At 73.1% G+C, this 17278-nt stretch carries 19 protein-coding genes; 8 read left to right on the plus strand and 11 right to left on the minus strand.

The window, feature by feature from the left end; translation table 11 throughout:
• Nucleotide 1: 1 nt before the first annotated feature.
• Genes BUE29_RS09585 through BUE29_RS09600 form a run of 4 tightly spaced genes read right to left on the minus strand, consistent with a single transcriptional unit; the run spans nt 2 to nt 3165 of the window.
• Nucleotides 2-667, minus strand: a complete 666-nt coding sequence (locus BUE29_RS09585; protein WP_084180935.1) for a TrmH family RNA methyltransferase — start codon at nt 665-667, stop codon at nt 2-4.
• A 43-nt stretch (nt 668-710) separates the two neighbouring features.
• The gene (gene pyrE, locus BUE29_RS09590; RefSeq protein WP_143168111.1) at nt 711-1358 is read right to left on the minus strand and encodes an orotate phosphoribosyltransferase; all 648 of its coding nucleotides are present in this window, start codon (nt 1356-1358) and stop codon (nt 711-713) included.
• Between the two features lie 38 nt (nt 1359-1396).
• The gene (locus BUE29_RS09595; RefSeq protein WP_073389077.1) at nt 1397-2158 is read right to left on the minus strand and encodes an SDR family NAD(P)-dependent oxidoreductase; all 762 of its coding nucleotides are present in this window, start codon (nt 2156-2158) and stop codon (nt 1397-1399) included.
• Nucleotides 2159-2160: 2 nt separating this feature from the next.
• Complete coding sequence (locus tag BUE29_RS09600) at nt 2161-3165, minus strand: hypothetical protein (protein ID WP_073389080.1); 1005 nt, start codon at nt 3163-3165, stop codon at nt 2161-2163.
• A gap of 143 nt (nt 3166-3308) precedes the next feature.
• Between BUE29_RS09600 and BUE29_RS09605 the strand changes: the two genes are divergently transcribed.
• Complete coding sequence (locus tag BUE29_RS09605; RefSeq protein WP_143168090.1) at nt 3309-4079, plus strand: DUF4190 domain-containing protein; 771 nt, start codon at nt 3309-3311, stop codon at nt 4077-4079.
• On the opposite strand, the gene BUE29_RS09610 is transcribed toward BUE29_RS09605, so the two are convergent.
• Nucleotides 4076-4372 (minus strand): DUF4190 domain-containing protein, encoded by a 297-nt coding sequence (locus BUE29_RS09610; protein WP_200800116.1) that lies wholly within the window; start codon nt 4370-4372, stop codon nt 4076-4078. The two genes, BUE29_RS09605 and BUE29_RS09610, sit on opposite strands and share 4 nt — an antisense overlap.
• A gap of 41 nt (nt 4373-4413) precedes the next feature.
• The gene (locus tag BUE29_RS09615; protein ID WP_084180884.1) at nt 4414-4848 is read right to left on the minus strand and encodes a DUF4190 domain-containing protein; all 435 of its coding nucleotides are present in this window, start codon (nt 4846-4848) and stop codon (nt 4414-4416) included.
• Nucleotides 4849-5017: 169 nt separating this feature from the next.
• Here BUE29_RS09615 and BUE29_RS22800 point away from each other — a divergent pair, with 169 nt between their 5' ends.
• Nucleotides 5018-5722 (plus strand): hypothetical protein, encoded by a 705-nt coding sequence (locus tag BUE29_RS22800; RefSeq protein WP_073389085.1) that lies wholly within the window; start codon nt 5018-5020, stop codon nt 5720-5722.
• 20 nt (nt 5723-5742) lie between these two features.
• Here BUE29_RS22800 and BUE29_RS09625 read toward each other — a convergent pair whose 3' ends face one another.
• Together BUE29_RS09625 and clpB are read right to left on the minus strand one after the other, a co-directional pair.
• Nucleotides 5743-6129, minus strand: a complete 387-nt coding sequence (locus BUE29_RS09625) for a hypothetical protein (protein ID WP_073389088.1) — start codon at nt 6127-6129, stop codon at nt 5743-5745.
• Nucleotides 6122-8731: an ATP-dependent chaperone ClpB gene (gene clpB, locus BUE29_RS09630; RefSeq protein ID WP_073389090.1), complete on the minus strand. Its 2610-nt coding sequence runs from the start codon at nt 8729-8731 to the stop codon at nt 6122-6124. The genes BUE29_RS09625 and clpB overlap by 8 nt, the downstream gene beginning before the upstream one ends.
• 164 nt (nt 8732-8895) lie before the next feature.
• Here clpB and BUE29_RS09635 point away from each other — a divergent pair, with 164 nt between their 5' ends.
• On the plus strand, nt 8896-9087 hold the full coding sequence (locus BUE29_RS09635) for a hypothetical protein (protein ID WP_073389093.1): 192 nt from the start codon (nt 8896-8898) through the stop codon (nt 9085-9087).
• A 10-nt stretch (nt 9088-9097) separates the two neighbouring features.
• On the opposite strand, the gene BUE29_RS09640 is transcribed toward BUE29_RS09635, so the two are convergent.
• From BUE29_RS09640 to BUE29_RS22450, 3 genes are all read right to left on the minus strand, one after another.
• The gene (locus BUE29_RS09640) at nt 9098-10993 is read right to left on the minus strand and encodes a DUF4012 domain-containing protein (protein ID WP_084180885.1); all 1896 of its coding nucleotides are present in this window, start codon (nt 10991-10993) and stop codon (nt 9098-9100) included.
• Between the two features lie 61 nt (nt 10994-11054).
• On the minus strand, nt 11055-11588 hold the full coding sequence (locus tag BUE29_RS09645) for a hypothetical protein (protein ID WP_073389095.1): 534 nt from the start codon (nt 11586-11588) through the stop codon (nt 11055-11057).
• 130 nt (nt 11589-11718) lie between these two features.
• Nucleotides 11719-11871, minus strand: a complete 153-nt coding sequence (locus BUE29_RS22450) for a hypothetical protein (RefSeq protein ID WP_159440855.1) — start codon at nt 11869-11871, stop codon at nt 11719-11721.
• A 186-nt stretch (nt 11872-12057) separates the two neighbouring features.
• On the opposite strand from BUE29_RS22450, the gene BUE29_RS09650 reads away from it, so the two are divergent.
• The 5 genes from BUE29_RS09650 to BUE29_RS09670 are packed head-to-tail and all read left to right on the plus strand — an operon-like array spanning nt 12058 to nt 17277.
• A complete protein-coding gene (locus BUE29_RS09650; RefSeq protein WP_143168091.1) occupies nt 12058-13887 on the plus strand; it encodes a polysaccharide biosynthesis protein in 1830 nt (609 codons plus the stop codon).
• A gap of 4 nt (nt 13888-13891) precedes the next feature.
• Nucleotides 13892-15013, plus strand: a complete 1122-nt coding sequence (locus tag BUE29_RS09655) for a DegT/DnrJ/EryC1/StrS family aminotransferase (protein ID WP_073389098.1) — start codon at nt 13892-13894, stop codon at nt 15011-15013.
• Between the two features lie 35 nt (nt 15014-15048).
• Nucleotides 15049-15648, plus strand: coding sequence for a sugar transferase (locus tag BUE29_RS09660; RefSeq protein ID WP_200800117.1), 600 nt, complete (start codon nt 15049-15051; stop codon nt 15646-15648).
• Entirely contained in the window at nt 15635-16609 is a 975-nt protein-coding gene (locus BUE29_RS09665; protein WP_143168092.1) for an ATP-grasp domain-containing protein, read from the plus strand. The genes BUE29_RS09660 and BUE29_RS09665 overlap by 14 nt, the downstream gene beginning before the upstream one ends.
• The gene (locus BUE29_RS09670; protein ID WP_073389104.1) at nt 16606-17277 is read left to right on the plus strand and encodes an HAD family hydrolase; all 672 of its coding nucleotides are present in this window, start codon (nt 16606-16608) and stop codon (nt 17275-17277) included. Before BUE29_RS09665 ends, BUE29_RS09670 begins: the two co-directional genes overlap by 4 nt.
• Nucleotide 17278 lies beyond the last annotated feature (1 nt).

Below are 17278 nucleotides of genomic sequence, written 5' to 3' on the forward strand. Positions count from 1 at the left end.
GTCAGCCGGGCGGCGCCGCGTGGGTTCTGACCCAGGCGTGCATCGCGATGCCCGCGGCCACGCCGGCGTTGATCGAGCGGGTGGACCCGTACTGCGCGATCGAGTAGACGGCGCTCGCAGTCTTTCGCGCGGAATCGCTCAAACCCGTGCCCTCCTGGCCGAAGAGCAGCAGGGCGCGGCGGGGGAGCGTGCTCGACTCGAGCGGCTCGGCGCCGGGCAGGTTGTCGACGGCGACGATGTCGTATCCCGCACTGGCTGCGTAGGTCGCCAGCTCGTCGGTCGTCGCGACGTGCCGGACGTGCTGGTACCGGTCGGTCACCATCGCACCACGCCGGTTCCAGCGGCGGTTGCCGACGATCACGACCTCGCGGGCGAGGAACGCGTTGGCGGTGCGCACCACCGTCCCGATGTTCAGGTCGTGGCGCCAGTTCTCGATCGCCACCGCGAAGTCGTGGCGGCGCGAGTCCAGCTCGGCCACGATCGCCTCGACCGTCCAGTACCGGTACCGGTCGGCGACGTTGCGGCGGTCGCCCTCGCGCAACAGGGTGGGGTCGTGACGCGGGTCGTCCGGCCACGGCTCGGGGTGCGGCCCGACGCCGACCTCGTCGGAGTGCGTCCGACCGTCGTCTCCGGCCGCCGGGTGGTCGTCCCGGCCCCCGGTGGTCACCGGAGTCGCGACCACTCGCCGCCGGGAGCGACCACTCGGCGATTCACCGGGTCACGCCGTACCGCTCGCGGTAGGCGAGCATCGCGGCGAGGTGCTCGGCGTACCGGCCCGTCCCGCGCAGGTAGGTCACGAGGTCGCCGACGGTGACGATGGCGTGCACCGGGACTCCGCGCTCGCGCTCGAGCTCCTGGATCGCCGACAGCGTGCCGGTGCCGCGCTCCTGTCGGTCGACGGACACGACGACCCCGGCGAGCCGCGCGGGGGAGGCGTCGACGATCGTCATGACCTCGCGGATCGCCGCGCCGGAGGTGATGACGTCGTCGACGAGCAGGACGCGACCGGTCAGCGGCGTGCCGACGATCGTCCCGCCCTCGCCGTGGTCCTTGGCCTCCTTGCGGTTGAAGGCCCACGGGACGTCGCGGTCGTACTGCTCGGCCAGCTGGACGGCGGTGGCGGCCGCGATCGGGATGCCCTTGTAGGCCGGCCCGAGCAGCACGTCGAACTCGACGGTCGCCGCGTCGATGGCGGCGGCGTAGTAGCGCCCGAGGCCGGCGAGCCGCGCGCCGGTGTTGAACAGTCCGGCATTGAAGAAGTACGGCGACACCCGGCCCGATTTCAGCGTGAACTCGCCGAAGCGCAGCACGTCGTGCCCCAGCGCGAACTCGATGAACTCGCGCTTGTAGTCGGGCAGCTCGGTCATGGCGACGAGCCTAGAGACGCCGCCGCGGCTCAGTAGCCGCGGGCGCCCATGATGCGGCGCAGCAGCGGGCGCGGGATCGTGCGGGCCGCGGTGACGAGGACCTGGTAGCGCCGGGACGGGACGCTCACCGGCTTGCCCGCGAACGCGTCGGCCAGCCCCTCGCGCACGACGTCGCGGGCGTCGAGCCACATCCGGGCGGGGACGTGACCCATGTCGGCCTGGGCTCGGTCGTGGAACTCGGTGTGGGTGAAGCCCGGGCAGACCGCCGTGACGCGCACGCCGGTGCCGGCCGTCTGCAGGGCCAGGGCCTCGCTGAACGTCGTGACCCAGGCCTTGCTCGCCGAGTACGTCGCGTTCCCGGGGCGGGGGACGAAACCCGCGACCGACGAGACGTTGACGACGCGACCCGACCCGCGCTCGGTCATCGCGCGGACCGCGGCGTGGGTCAACCGCAGCACCGCCCGCACGTTGAGATCGAGCTGCGCCTCCTCGCGCGCGAGGTCGGCCTCGCCGAAGGCGGCGTAGGTGCCCACCCCCGCGTTGTTGACCAGCACGTCGACGTCGCCACGGGCGAGACGCTGCGCTACCGCGTCGCAGCCGGCGTCGGTGACGAGGTCGGCCGCCAGCACCTCGACCGCGACGCCGTGCGCCGCCGACAGGGCGTGCTGCGCGGCGGCCAGCCGCCCGGCGTCGCGGGCGACGAGGACGAGATCGTGGCCCGCCGCGGCGAGCTGGTCGGCGAACTCTGCGCCGAGGCCCGCGGACGCGCCGGTGACGAGGGCCAGCGGCACGCTCAGACCCCGGTACGGCGCGACTTGCTGGCCTTCGCGCGGCGCCGCGCGAGGTCGGCGCCCTTGGCGACCGCCTCGGCGTTGCTGCGCTGCTTCGCGCGGGCGCGCTCCGTGCCCGCCGAGGTCTCGCGCTCGGGCACCGTCGGCTGCCGGGTGGCGGCGCGCGCACCCCCGCCGAACAGGCCGCCGCCCCCGCGGGGTCCGCTCGGGCGCGGGGCGGGCTGGAACAGGCCGCGGCGCTGCTGGCCGGCGGGACGCGCGGGACGGGTCAGGTTGAAGAACGCGACGCTGGGGCGGAGGTTGACGAGGACGACGGCCACGACCAGCCCCAGGCCGGCGACGAAGGCCGGCACCTTGAACAGCGCGGGGATGTCGGCGGCCACGGACATGACCGAGCCGAGCCCGGCGAGGGTGCCGGTGAACGTGGCCAGCACCCAGAGGCCCAGCACCGCCCAGCGCGTCCAGTACCGGCCTCGGTAGGCCGCCGACGCCGCGACCGCCAGCGCGACGAGCACGATGAGCGAGGAGATGAGCGCGCCCTTCTGCTGCGCGGACACCTGCTTGGGCAACTTGTCGAGGTCGTCGAACTGCGTGCGCATGTCGCCGACGAGGCCCCGCTGCTTGCTGTTGGCACCGGTCTGCAGCGCGGTGACCGCCGGCTTGAGCTGGGCGATGCGGGGGGAGAGCTGGTCGCTCGGGACCTTCTTGAGGTCGCGGACCTGCGTGCGCAGCGTCGCGAGCTCGCTCGCCCGGTTGCCGGCGGTCGGCCCCGCCTTCTTGTAGTCGTCGAGCTTGTCGACGATCTTGTCGGCCTGCGAGTCGCGGGCGCCGTCGCGCACCCACGTCTTGACCGAGCCGGTGTACAGCGACGCCGAGGCCAGCACGGCACCGAGACCGGACAGGATCAGCGCCACCATGGCGTAGAGGACCAGGCGGGGCGGGCGCGGGCGAGCGGGGTCCGTGGCAGGGGACTTGTGCAGGGACGGGCCGCCGGGCGTGTCGGTCACGCGGGGGAGTGTACGTCGCGCAGCCGTGGACCCCGCCCGGTTCCCAGGAGGGACCCGGGTGCGCTCGCTACCCTCGACGGGCCGGCGCGATCATCGTGGCGATCCGTGGGCGGACCTCGGACCACCGGCGGAGCGGAGTGCAGATGACCACGTCCCCGGGCGACGACGAGCGGCCCGTGGAGCTCGGCAAGCGCGCGGCGGAGTCCGACGACGCCGCCGGCGCCGCGGAGGCGTCCGAGGTGCCGTTCGACCCGTACCGCTTCGGCAAGCCCGACTTCCCGGTCCCGCCGGAGTACGCGCCGCCGGGCTACGTGCCCGACCCGCCGGCCGCTCCGGTGCCGCCGACCCCGCCCGGCCGGCCGCCGGCCGGGCCGCCCGGCGCGTACCCGACCGGCGCACCGCCGTACGGCCAGTCCCCGTACGGCCAGTCCCCGTACGGCCAGTCCCCGTACGGGCAGGCTCCGTACGGCCAACAGCCGTACGGGCAGTCCCCCTACGGCCAACAGCCGTACGGGCAGTCCCCCTACGGGCAAGCCCCCTACGCGCAGCGACCCACGCCACCCGGCGCCGCGTCGCAGGGCAACGGCAAGGCGATCACCTCGATGGTGCTGGGCATCGTCGCGGTCGTCCTGTGCTGGCTGTCGCTGCTCGACCTGCTGCTCATCGTGCCCGCCGTCGTGTTCGGCTCGCTCGGCATCGCCGAGGCCAGGTCGCGCGGTGGCGCCGGCCGCGCCCAGGCCATCGTCGGCCTCGTCTGTGCCGGCGTGGCCGTCGTCCTGGTCACCGTCCTGACGATCTTCGCGTTCCGCGCCTACGACCGCTGCGGCGGCGCGGCCGGCAGCGACGACCCCGGGTTCAACCAGTGCGTCCGCGACAACATCTTCGCCGCCGGACCGGGCGGCGACGTGCGCTAGGCGAAGACGCTCGGATTGTCGAGGACCACGGCCACGAGGATCACGTAGCCGATGATGTCGACGATGCCGAGGACCACGCCGGCGATGGCCATGCCCTTGTACTTGGCACCCCGGTTCGCCCTGGACCACCCGATGCCGCCGAAGATGATGGCGAGCGGCCCGAGGATGAACCAGAAGATCAGCAGGCCCACGATGCCGCACACCATGCCGGCGATGGCGAGGCCGTTGCCCGGTTGCTGCTGCGGCGTCGGATAGCCCTGGCCCTGGTCCTGCGGGTACGGCTGATAGCTCACGGTTGTTCCTTTCGTCCTGCCGGCACGGCCGGGTGGTGGGGTCAGGTGTTGACGGCGATGACGACGAGGACGACGTAGATCGCCAGCGAGACGATGCCCAGGACGATGCCGGCGACGGCCATGCCCTTGTTCGGCGCACCGCGGTTCGCGCGCGCCAACCCGACGCCGCCGAACACGATGCCGAGGATGGCGAGGATCCACCCGATCACCGGCAGCCAGAACAGGACGAGACCGACGATGCCGCAGACGAGCGCGGCCGTCGCCATGCCGTTGCCCTGCTGGGTGGGGTATCCGGGCGTCGGGTAGCCCTGGCCGTAGTGCTGCTGCTGCGGGTAGGGCGCGCCGTAGGACTGCTGCGGGTAGGGCTGGCCGTGGCCTTGCTGCTGGCCGCTGCCCTGCTGCTGGCCGCTGCCCTGCTGCTGGCCGTACCCCTGTTGGCCGTACTCGGCGCCAGGGGGTTGCTGGTCGTAGCTCATGGCGGTCCCTCCGTCGGAATCGTTGCCCCGTCCGAGATCGCGCCTCGGCGTCACACGTGTGCGCGAACAGTGTGCCGAACGGCGGCCGATTCCGCCTCACGGACGACGACCCGGAGTGTCGATCACCGCTACTGTTGCCCGCAACCGCCGCCGCACGCTGGAGTACGCAATGACGGAGCACGACAATTCCGACCCGTCCCGGGGGTCGTACGGCGGGCCGCCGCCCACCGAGCAGTTCCGGTCCCAGCCGCAGCAGCAGCCCTACCAGCAGCAGTCCTACCAGCAGCCGTACCAGCAGCAGCCCTACGATCCCCACGGCTACCCGCCGCAGTACCCGACGCAGCAGCCGTACGGGTACCCGCAGCAGCCCTACGGCTGGGGACAGCAGCCTGGTTACCCGCCGGCGTACGGGGCGGGGTCGCAACCCGGTTCGCAGCGGCCCGGTCTGGTGCTCGCCGCGTCGATCCTCGCGTACGTCAACGCCGGCATGCTGATCCTCGCCGGCGCGCTGCTGCTGTTCGGCTCGGCGATCGTGTCCGACATCGAGGACAACGCGGGCAGCGGAACGGACTACGGCACCGAGTTCGCCCTCGACGGCGTGGTCAACTTCATCGCCGCCGGTCTGCTCATCGCCGGCGCGGTCACCTTCACCGGCGGCAAGGCGAGCGGCCGGCTGCTGCTCTCGGTCGGCTGCGGGATCGTGCTGGCCACGGCGGTGTACTGGCTGGTGCGCTTCAACGGCGACCGCTTCCACGACGCCGGTGACGGCTACATCGTGTGGGCCGTCATCTTCGCGGCGCTCGCGATCCTGTCACTCGCGTTCTCCTTCCCGAACCCGATCAACAGGTGGTTGGCGACGAACAGCGGGCGCTGACGCGCAGTTCCGCCGGCGGCTCAGCCGATCCAGTGCGGGACGTCGAAGCTCGCCTGCACGGCGATCCAGACGACGCCGTCGACCGCGGCGAGGACGAGCGCCAGGGCGGGCAGCTCCAGGCTGCGCCGGGCGTCCCGGGCGCGCTGCCCGGCCCAGGCCCCGAGGATGCCGGCCACGAGGGCCAGCAGCAGCCCCAGGACGAGGATGCCGGCGAACCCCGCGGCCACCGCGGCGACGGCCACGGGGTCGCGAGGTTCGGCCGGCGCCGGCTCCTCGCCTACCCGCTCCGCGGCGTGCTCCTCGGTCGCGCGCGACGGGACGGCCGGGGTCTCGGCGAACCGCCGGGGGGCGACCGGCCGGTCGGCCGACTCGCCCCACAACGGCTCGGGCGAGCCGGGATCAGGCATCGGCGGCGACGGGCTCCGGCACACCGACGGTGAGCCCGAGCCGGTCGGGGGTCGCGTCCACGAGCACGGTCTGGCCGTCGCGGATCTCGCCGCCGAGCAGCGCGCGGGCCAGCGCGTCGCCGATCGCCGACTGCACCAGCCGGCGAAGCGGCCGGGCCCCGTAGAGCGGGTCGAAACCGGTGAGCGCCAGCCATTCCCGCGCGGCGTCGGTGACGTCGAGCGTGAGCCGGCGCGACGCGAGACGCGCCGACAGCGAGGCGAGCTGGATGTCCACGATCCGGGTGAGGTCGTCGGTCGAGAGCGCGTCGAACACCACCACGTCGTCGAGCCGGTTCAGGAACTCGGGCTTGAAGTGGCCGCGCACCGAGTCCATCACCGCGGCGTGCTTCGCGTCGTCGGGCAGGTCGGTCACCAGCGCCTGCGAGCCCAGGTTCGAGGTCAGGATCAGCAGCGTGTTGCGGAAGTCGACGGTGCGACCCTGCCCGTCGGTGAGGCGGCCGTCGTCGAGCACCGCGAGCAGGATGTCGAACACGTCGGGGTGGGCCTTCTCGACCTCGTCGAGCAGCACGACGGTGTACGGCCGGCGCCGCACGGCCTCGGTCAGCTGCCCGCCCTCCTCGTAGCCGACGTAGCCGGGCGGGGCGCCGACGAGCCGGGCCACCGCGTGCTTCTCGGAGTACTCGCTCATGTCGATGCGCACCATCGCGCGCTCGTCGTCGAACAGGAACTCGGCGAGCGCCTTGGCGAGCTCGGTCTTGCCCACGCCGGTGGGGCCGAGGAAGAGGAAGGACCCGGTGGGCCGGTTGGGGTCGGCGATGCCGGCACGGGCGCGCCGGACGGCGTCGGCGACCGCCTGCACGGCGCCGCGCTGCCCGATGACCCGGTGCCCGAGCTCGTCCTCCATGCGCAGCAGCTTGGCGGTCTCGCCCTCCATCATCCGGCCGGCGGGAATGCCGGTCCAGGCGGAGACGACGTCGGCGATGTCGTCGGCGCCGACCTCCTCCTTGACCAGGACGTCGTCGGCGGGCAGCGCGCTCTCGGCCGCGCTCGCGGCGTCCAGCTCCTTCTCCAGCGAGGGCAGCTCGGCGTACTGCAGCCGGGAAGCGGTCTCCAGGTCGCCGTCGCGCTGGGCGCGCTCGATCTGCGTCTGCAGGTCGTCGATGCGCTCCTTGAGCTCGCCGACGCGGTTGAGCCCGCTCTTCTCGTGCTCCCACCGGGCGTTGAGGGCGTCCAGCTGCTCGTTCTGGTCGGCCATCTCGGCGCGCAGCCGCGCCAGTCGCTCGACCGACGCCGGATCGGTCTCCTTGGTCAGCGCCATCTCCTCCATGCGGAGGCGGTCGACGGCCCGCTGCAGCTCGTCGATCTCGACGGGCTTGGAGTCGATCTCCATGCGCAGCCGCGACGCGGCCTCGTCGACGAGGTCGATCGCCTTGTCGGGCAGGAAGCGCGAGGTGATGTAGCGATCGGACAGCGTGGACGCCGCGACCAGCGCGCCGTCGTTGATGCGCACCTTGTGGTGCGCCTCGTAGCGGCCCTTGAGCCCGCGCAGGATCGCGATGGTGTCCTCGACCGACGGCTCGGCGACGAGCACCTGCTGGAAGCGACGTTCGAGCGCGGGGTCCTTCTCGACGTACTCGCGGTACTCGTCCAGCGTGGTCGCGCCGATCAGCCGCAGCTCGCCGCGGGCCAGCATCGGCTTGAGCATGTTGCCGGCGTCCATCGCGCCTTCGCCGGTGGCGCCGGCCCCGACGACGGTGTGCAGCTCGTCGATGAAGGTGACGACCTGGCCGCCGGAGTCCTTGATCTCGTTGAGGACGGCCTTGAGCCGCTCCTCGAACTCGCCCCGGAACTTCGCGCCGGCGATCATCGCGCCGAGGTCCAGCGCGATGACCTTCTTGCCGCGCAGGCTCTCGGGGACGTCGCCGGCGACGATGCGCTGGGCGAGCCCCTCGACCACGGCGGTCTTGCCGACGCCGGGCTCGCCGATGAGGACGGGGTTGTTCTTGGTGCGGCGGGAGAGCACCTGCACCACCCGGCGGATCTCGGTGTCGCGCCCGATGACCGGGTCGATCTTGCCGTCCTTCGCCGCCTGCGTGAGGTCGTTGCCGTACTTCTCGAGCGCCTGGAAGGTCGACTCGGGGTCGGCGGACGTCACGCGCGCGGAGCCGCGCAGCGAGGTCAGCGCCTCGTCCAGGGCGGCCGGGGTGGCGCCGTTGCGGGCGAGGAGGTCGGCGACCTCGCTGCCGCCGTCGCGGACGGCGGCCAGCGCGAGCAGCAGGTGCTCGGCGGAGATGAACTCGTCGGAATGATCGCGCGCGACGGTCTCGGCGCTGCGCATCACCGCCGAGAGGCCGGTCGAGGCGACCGCCTTCGCGACCGAGGTGCCGGTCGCCGACGGCAGCCGGTCAACGACGCGGGTGAGCTCGCCGCGCAGGGCGTCGGCGTCGGCGCCCACCGCCTGCAGCAACGGCCGGGTGAGCGTCTCGGTGTCGTCGAGCAGTGCGAGAGCGAGGTGCGCGGACTCCACGGTCGGGTTGCCGCGCTGCTGCGCCGAGGCGATCGCGCCGTTCACCGCCTGCTGGCTGCGGGTGGTCATGTCCATGTCGTCACTATCTCCTGTAGGTACGGGCTCCACACAGTGCAACGCCGCCAGGGTTGAGTCTGTTCCGCTCAACCTTATCGGCCGTCTCGTGTGCCTCGTCCGCTGGCGGGCGCGGCCTACTATCGGCGCGTGCGGATGGCAACGGCGGCGCGAGGATCGCGGCGGTGACCCGTCCGGACGGCGCGAGCCGCCACGAGCGACACGAGCGCCACGGCCGGCGCAGCCGCCTGGGCCGGCCCTACCGGCGGCTGCTGCGCTGGATGCGGCACACGCCGAACGGCGAGATCGCCGGCGCGCTGATGGCGCTGGGGCTGGTGCTCGTCGCCGTCGCGGTGATCATCGTGCTCACCGTCTGACGTCCGGCCGTCAGCCGCAGTCGGGAGCCGCGACGTCCACCTGCAGCGGCCGGACGCCGGGCTGGCGCAGGACCACCGGGGCGCCCGCGCCGCGAGGCTCGTCCAGATGCAGGACGACGGTGCGCGTCGTGCCGCGGGGCAGCTCGAGATCGACGGTGTAGACGGAGTGGCCGAGATCGTGGCCGGCGGACGCGGTCGCGGGCTTCCCGTCGACGGTGACCGAGCTCAGCTGCGCGCCCTGCGTGGCGTAGTACGACACCAGCAGCCGCTGGTCACCGGGCCGCACGCCCGGGCCGTGTCGGTCGCTGCGCGAGGTCACGTACGAGGACAGTCCGCGGGCCGGGGCGTCGTTGCGCAGGGTGACGGTGGCGGTGGCGGCCCGCCGCGGACGGCAGCCGTCGGCGCGCCACGTGATGGCGCGATCCAGGTAGTAGTCGAGCTTGTTGCCGCCCTCGTTGACGATCGACAGCCCGACGTAGGGGGCGGTCGTCCGCGGCACGATGCCGCCGGCGGCCGTCCGGGCCAGGTCGGCCTCGACCGCGGCGTCGGTGCTGTAGGCGAGGATGCGCCGCTCGCCCACCGCCTGGCCGGCGGCGCGCAGCAACGCCGTCTCGCTGGCCCGGCTGTCGAGCAGACGCCGGCTCGCGGCGGCGGCGACGTCGAGCAGGTAGCGCTTACGAGCCGTCTGGTCCGACGACGCGGGGAAGCGGGCGTAGACGTCGCTCTGCGTCAGGGCGACCACGTTGGCGGCCGTGAGTTGCGAGCCGTCCTTCAGCGGAGCGGGGCCGGTGACCTGCAGCAGGTAGGACAGCGCGGTCGGGTCCAGGGCGAAAGCGCCGTCGAGCCGTTCGCCCGACGCCTTGCGCCACATGGCGATCCACACCTGCGCGGCGTACGGGAAGTGCGGGCTCAGGTTGCTGTTGCCGTACAGGCTGGTGGTGCGCGCGCCGTCGAACAGGTCGGCGTAGTCGGGGCCGAAGTCCAACCCGGTGGGGATCTCGCCGAGCCGGTCGTCGGACTCGAAGCGCTCGAAGGAGAACCGGCCGTGGTCGACGCGCAGGATGGCGAACGCGCCGGGGATGCCGCCGGTGCCGCGCGCCTCGGCGTCGTTCTGGAACGCGACGAAGTAGCGTTTCACGCCGTCCGCGCCGAGCATCGGGGGCGCGATGCGCGCGGCGAGGTCGGCCGAGCGCACCGTCGCGCCCAGCTGGCGCAGCTGGGCGAGCAGTTGCGCCCGCGCGGCGTCCACCACCCCGAACCAGGTCCGCGCGGGCCGGGCGGCGACCTCGGCGGTGGCGTGGTCGACGGCGCCCCGCGCGTCGTCGAGCACCGGTGCCACGGCGGTGATCCGGGCGAGGTCGATCGAACCGTCCGGACGTCGCAACCGCTGCGGGTCCAGCCTGGTGCTGGCGTCGACCAGCCGCGGCAGCACGTCGTCGCCCAGGGTGTCGATCTGGTCGGTCAGCTCGCGGATGGTCCGGACCGGGTTGCCGTCGCCGGGGACGGCCGCCGCGGCCGCCCAGAACGGTCCGGTGGTGAGTCCGTGCGCGCGGTCGGCGTGGTGGGACAGCGTCCGGGCGGTCGCGCGGGCCCCGGCGAGATCGCCCTGGGCGATCTGCTCGCGCAGCGTGGCGACGTCGCCCCGCGCGGAGTTCAGCTCGCCGCGGGCGAGCAGTCCGGTGACGACGATCCACAGGCCGGTGAGGACGACGAGGCCGCCGAGCGTGATCAGCACGACGCCCCACCGGCGCCGTCGACGCAGCCGGCGTCGGGACACGCGGCGCCGGTGCCGGCTCGACCGGGCGGTCCCGTCGGCGCCGTCGACGACGTCGGGCTGCCTGCTGGTCGCCCACTCGGGCCCGTCGAACGGGTCCGCGCCGGGCTCCGGCTCCGCGGGCGTCGTCATGGCACCGGACAGTAATCAGGGACGGCCGGAGACCGGCCGTCCCTGACGGAAGCGAGGATGGTCAGGCGGAGACCCGGCGGCGCCGGCCCATGACCAGCAGCAGTGCGCCGCCGAGGAACAGCAGGACGCCCACGCCGCCGATGCTGGCGACGGCGACGCCCGTGGCCGCGGTGCCGCCCGAGCTGCCGGAGCTGCCGCCGCTCGCCGAGCCGGAGTCGGTGCTGCCGGCGGTGCTGTCGCTGATGGTGATCGCGGTGGAGACGACCTGGCCGGTGACGGTGTCGGTCATGACGATCTCGTGCGAGCCGGTGACGCCCTCGGGCAGCGTCACGGTGGCCGACAGGTCGCCGTTCGCGTTCGTCCGGGCGGTGCCGAGCCGGTAGACGCGGCTGTGGAGGTCGATGGTGACGAGGTCGTTGGCACCGAAGCCGGACGCGGAGACGGTCAGGCTGCCCCCGGGCTCGGGGTTGGTGGTGCTGACGGCCGCCGTCTCGTCGCCGGGCGTGTACGGCGCCGCGGCGGACGGGACGGCCAGGCCGAGGGCGAGCAGCGCCAGCCCGGTGAGGGCGACGACGATGCGCGTGATCTTGGACATGAGGCGGGGGGCCTTCCTGGGCGGCCTGGGGGCGGAGCCGGACGGGGCGTATCTGAGAGTAACCGACTCAGAGCTAACACAACAGTTTTCTTACATGCAAGTCGGAGTCCCGAATGCGGGCGGAAAGTCCCTAGAGAACGACGATCGCCAATACGGCGGCGACGACGATCAGCATCCCGCCCGCCGCCAGCATGACCAGCGCAGCGTCGCCGTTGGGGGTCCCCCGGGCCCAGGCGCGCACGCGTCGGACGAGGCCGGCGCGTCGTTCGGGCGGTTCGGACATGCGGGGATTCTGTCACCTCAGGAATGGCCGCGACCTGCCGATGGCACGGTCGGAATTCGTCGCGCCGCGTCCGTCCCCCGATTCTCCGGTTGCCGCGCATAAACACGTCACCTACATTCGCAACCGGTACGGGATGTCGGGGGGCGGCCCGTCGTTGCGACGACCGTAGTGAAAGAGGCCCCTCCCGTGAGCGTTCCGTCCGACGCGCGGCCGCGCGGCGACAACGCGTTCGGCCAGTCCAAGAGCCTGATCTCGGCGATCCTCACCGACGTCGTGGTGTGGATCGTGGCGACCGACGTCGCCGCGATCGCCCGATACGACTTCGAACCCGGCACGGTGCCGTGGCGTCCGGTGTCGGTCCTGTCGCTGTTCCTGGCCGGCGGCCAGCTGGTGCTCGGCGCCATCGGACTCATCCACCGGCGACGCTACGTAGTCGGCAGCTTCGACGAGATGCGCAACGTGGCGGTCAGCGCGACTGCGGTGTCGGCGTTCGCCTTCACCGTGGTGGCTGCGTTGGAGCCGGACGGCATCCCCCGGTCGGTGCCGTTCTTCGCGTGGCCGCTGGCGGTGATGGGGCTGGCCGCGGTGCGGGTCGCGAAGCGGCTCATCATCCACGCGTCGGTGAAGCACGACCACGACGCCGAGCAGGTCGTGATCATGGGCGCCGGCTGGGTGGGGTCCGCGCTGGCCCAGCGGATGCGGCAGGACGCCAGCTCGCCGTTCGTCCCGGTGGCCTTCGTCGACGACGACCCGGGCAAGCGTCACCTGCAGGTCCACGGCGTCCGGGTGCGCGGGAGGTTCGCCGAGCTCGGCGAGGTCGCGGCCCTCACCGGCGCCACGCGGGCCGTCGTGGCCGTCAACGACGCGGACGCCACGATGCTGCGTCGGCTCTCGGACATCGCGGCCGAGGCCGGGGTGGGGCTGCTCGTGCTGCCGCCGTTGAAGGACCAGCTGCGCGGCCCGCAGGTCCGGCTGTCCTCGCTGCGCGAGCTCGACGTCGCCGACGTCATCGGCCGCCAGCCGGTCGACACCGACGTGCGCGCGATCGCGCAGTACGTCACCGGTCGCCGGGTGCTCGTGACCGGAGCGGGCGGCTCGATCGGCTCGGAGCTGTGCCGTCAGCTGCACCGCTTCGGACCCGAGGAACTCGTGATGCTCGACCGCGACGAGTCGGCGCTGCACGCGGTGGAGCTGTCCATCCACGGCCGGGCGCTGCTGGAGTCGCCCGAGATCGTGCTCGTCGACATCCGCGACCGCGCGGCGGTCGCCGACGTGTTCCTCGAGCACCAGCCGCAGGTCGTCTTCCACGCGGCCGCGCTCAAGCACCTGACCCTGCTGGAGCGCTACCCGTACGAGGCGCTGAAGAGCAACGTCGAGGGCACGCTGAACGTCCTCGAGGCCGCTGCGGCCAACGGTGTCGAGCACTTCGTCAACATCTCGACGGACAAGGCGGCGAACCCGTCGAGCGCGCTGGGCCATTCGAAGCGCCTCGCGGAGCGGCTCACCTCGTGGTTCGCGAGCCGGCACCCCGGCGTCCGCTACATCTCGGTGCGCTTCGGCAACGTCCTCGGTAGCCGCGGTTCGGTGCTGCACGCCTTCGCCGCGCAGATCGAGAAGGGCGGCCCGGTGACCGTCACCGACCCCGGTGTCAGCCGCTACTTCATGACCATCCCCGAGGCATGCCAGCTGGTGATCCAGGCCGGCGCGATCGGTCGGGGCGGCGAGGTGCTGGTCCTGGACATGGGCGAGCCGGTGCGCATCGTCGACGTCGCGTCGCGCATGATCGCGATGTCGGGCAAGGACGTCGAGATCGTGTTCACCGGACTGCGGCCCGGTGAGAAGCTGCACGAGGAGCTGCTGGCCGACGGCGAGGCCGAGCAGCGTCCTTTCCACCGGCTGATCTCGCACGTCGACGTCCCCGCCCTGGAGCCGGGGCGCATCGCGGCCGAGCCCTGGGCTCGGCTGGCCGCGTCCCGCGGGCCTGCGGGCGAGAACCGCCGGCAGATGGTTCGCTGAGCAGGTGACCGCCGTTCTGCTCTCGGCCCCCGACGTCGGGGAGCTGGAGAGCAGGTACGTCGCCGCGGCGCTCGCGTCGGGATGGGTGGCGCCGGCCGGGCCCGACCTCGCCGCGTTCGAGACCGAGATGGCGACCCGCGTCGGTGTCGGCCACGCGGTCGGGCTGTCCTCGGGCACCGCGGGCCTGCACCTCGGCCTGCTCACCCTCGGCGTCGGGCGCGGGGACGTCGTCCTCACCTCGACCATGACCTTCGCGGCGACCGCCAACGCGATCGCCTACACCGGGGCGAGCCCGTTCTTCGTCGACTCGGACGCGACCGGCAACGTCGACGTCGGCCTGCTCGCCGAGGCCGCGCGCACGGTGGTCGACAGCGGGCGGCGCCTCGGCGCGATCGTGCCGGTGGACCTGCTCGGCAAGTGCTGCGACCTCGCCGCGATCGAGCGGCTCGCCGCCGAGCTCGAGGTGCCCCTCCTCGTCGACGCCGCCGAGTCGGTGGGCGCGACGCGCGACGGACGGCCGTCCGGTTCGTTCGGCGCCGCGTCGGTGTTCTCGTTCAACGGCAACAAGATCATGACGACGTCCGGCGGCGGCATGCTGCTGACCGACGACGGCGCGCTCGCCGAGCGGGTGCGTTACCTCTCGACCCAGGCGCGACAGCCGGTCGCGCACTACGAGCACACCGACATCGGCTACAACTACCGGCTCAGCAACGTGCTGGCCGCGCTGGGCCGTGCCCAGCTCGCCCGGCTCGACCGGATGATCGAGCGGCGCCGGGCCGTGCGGGCCGCCTACCGCGCGCAGTTCGACGGCGTGGTCGGGGTCGAGGTGTTCGGTGGCGACGACGCGGCCGACAACTGCTGGCTGACCTGCATCGTGGTCGACCCGACCGCCGGGTGGTCGCCGACGCAGCTGTCGCAGCACCTGGCCGCGCGGGGCATCGAGAGCCGGCCGATGTGGAAGCCGATGCACCTGCAGCCGGTGTTCGCCAACACGGAGCGTCTCGTCGACGGCACCGCCGAGCGGCTGTTCGCGCGCGGCCTCACGCTGCCCAGCGGATCGGGCATGACCGACCCCGACCTCGCGCGCGTCCGCGCCGCGATCGACGACTTCCTGGCCGCCCGGTGACGGCCGCCGCGGCGGTCGCGCGACCCTACGACCGGGTGAAGCGGGTCCTCGACGTCGTCGTCGGCGGCACGGCCCTCGTGATCTCGGCGCCGGTGCAGGCCGTGATCGCGGTGCTGGTCGCCCGCCGTCTCGGCCGTCCCGTGCTGTTCCGCCAGCCGCGGCCGGGACGCCACGGCCAACCGTTCACGCTCACCAAGTTCCGCACCATGCGCGAACCGGATCCGGCGCGCGGGCTCGTCACCGACGCCGACCGGATGACCCCGTTCGGGGCGTTCCTGCGCAGCACCAGCCTCGACGAGCTGCCGACGCTGTGGAACGTCGTGCGCGGCGACATGAGCCTGGTCGGCCCGCGCCCCCTGCTCGTGCGGTACCTCGAGCGCTACACGCCGGCGCAGGCGCGGCGCCACGAGGTGCGCCCCGGCGTCACCGGTCTGGCCCAGGTGTCGGGTCGCAACCTGCTGGACTGGGAGGCCAGGTTCGCCGCCGACGTCGACTACGTGGACCGCCGCTCGTTGCGGCTCGACCTGCAGATCGTCCGGCGCACGCTCGGCTCGGTCCTGCGTCGCGACGGCATCGCCGCCGACGGCGACGTGACGATGCCCGAGTTCGACGGGGCGTTGCGTGTCGTCGACTAATTGGCTGGTGTCGAGCGCGGGCCGGCGGGGCCACCTCGTTCGCATCCTGCGCGAGGCCGGCGCGTTGCTCGGCGGCGGGACCGTGGTGGCGGTGGACTGCTCGTCACTGTCCTCGGCGGGGCTGCTGGCCGACGAGTTCGAGCTGGTGCCGCGGGCCGACGACCCCGCCTTCGTCGAGCGGATGCTGGACGTCTGCCGCCGCCATCGCATCACGCACGTCGTGCCGACCATCGACCCGGAGCTCGCCGTCCTCGCCGCGGCGACGGATCGCTTCGCCGCGGCCGGCAGCACGGTCTGGGTCTCGTCTCCCGAGGTCGTCGGCCTGGGGAGCGACAAGTGGCTCTTCCACGACTGGCTGACGCGGCACGGCTTCGCGTCTCCGACGACGTTCGAGGTGCGCGACGAGCGTGCCGGGCAGCTCGTCGGCCCGGTCGTCGCGAAGCCGCGCGGCGGATCGTCGTCCGTGGGGTTGGTCCGGTCCGAGCGGTGCGATCCCGCGATGCTGGCGTCGCTGCCCGACGACTACATCGTCCAGGGCGAGGTGCCCGGCTACGAGGTGACGGTCGACTTCGGGGTGGACCGCCGCGGAGCGCTCGTCGGCATGGGCGCGCGCCGTCGGCTCGCGGTGCGGGCGGGCGAGGTCGCCAAGGCGGTCACCGTCGAGCTCCCGGCGCTGCGCAGCGCCGTCGAGCAGTTCGTCGACACGCTGCCGGGCGCGTTCGGCGTCCTCAACGTGCAGGTGTTCGTCGACGACAGCACGGGGTCGGTGACGTTCCTCGAGCTGAACCCACGCTTCGGCGGCGGCTTCCCGCTGACCTGGCAGGCGGGCGGCCGTTTCCCCCTGCTCGTCGCCGGCGCCGGCGGGCCGGTGCCGGCGGACGCCCGTCCCGATCTCGTCATGCTGCGCTACGACGACGCCGTCTTCGCCGAGGCGGACCGCTTCCCGGACCTGACCACATGACGATCACCGCCTGGGTGCTCGACGTCGACGACACCGTCTACCTCGAACGGGACTACGTGCGCAGCGGCTTCGACGCCGTCGGCGAGTGGGGGGCGTCGGCGGTCGGAGTCACGGGCGTCGGCGACACCGCGTGGCAGCTCTTCCTGGCCGGCACGCGCCGGTCGACGCTGACCGACGCCTTCGCCGCGCGGGGACGGCCGCTCTCGCCCCCGGAGGTCGCGGCCATGGTCGAGGTCTACCGGACCCACGCACCGGCCATCCGGCCGTGCGGCGACGCGGCCGCCTTCGTCGCGACGCTGCCACCGTCCCGGCTCGGGATCGTGACGGACGGGCCGGCGGCGAGCCAGTGGGCCAAGATCCGGGCCCTCGGCCTCGAGGCCGCCGCGGGATCGATCGTCGTCACCGACTCGCACGGGCCGGAGTGGTACAAACCCGCGGTGCGCGCCTTCGTCCACGTCGCGACGAGCCTCGGCGTCGCGCACGAGCGTTGCGCCTACGTCGGTGACAACCCCGGCAAGGACTTCGTGGCGGCGCGCCGGCTCGGGTGGACGACGGTACGGATCACCCGGCCCGGTGGACTGCACGCGGCTGTGCCGTCGCGCAGCGGCGAGGTGGATCGCGAGATCACGAGCTTCGCCGAGCTCGCGCCCGAGGACGTCGCGTCGTGAG

The sequence above is a fragment of the Jatrophihabitans endophyticus genome (assembly GCF_900129455.1).
GTDB lineage: Bacteria > Actinomycetota > Actinomycetes > Mycobacteriales > Jatrophihabitantaceae > Jatrophihabitans > Jatrophihabitans endophyticus.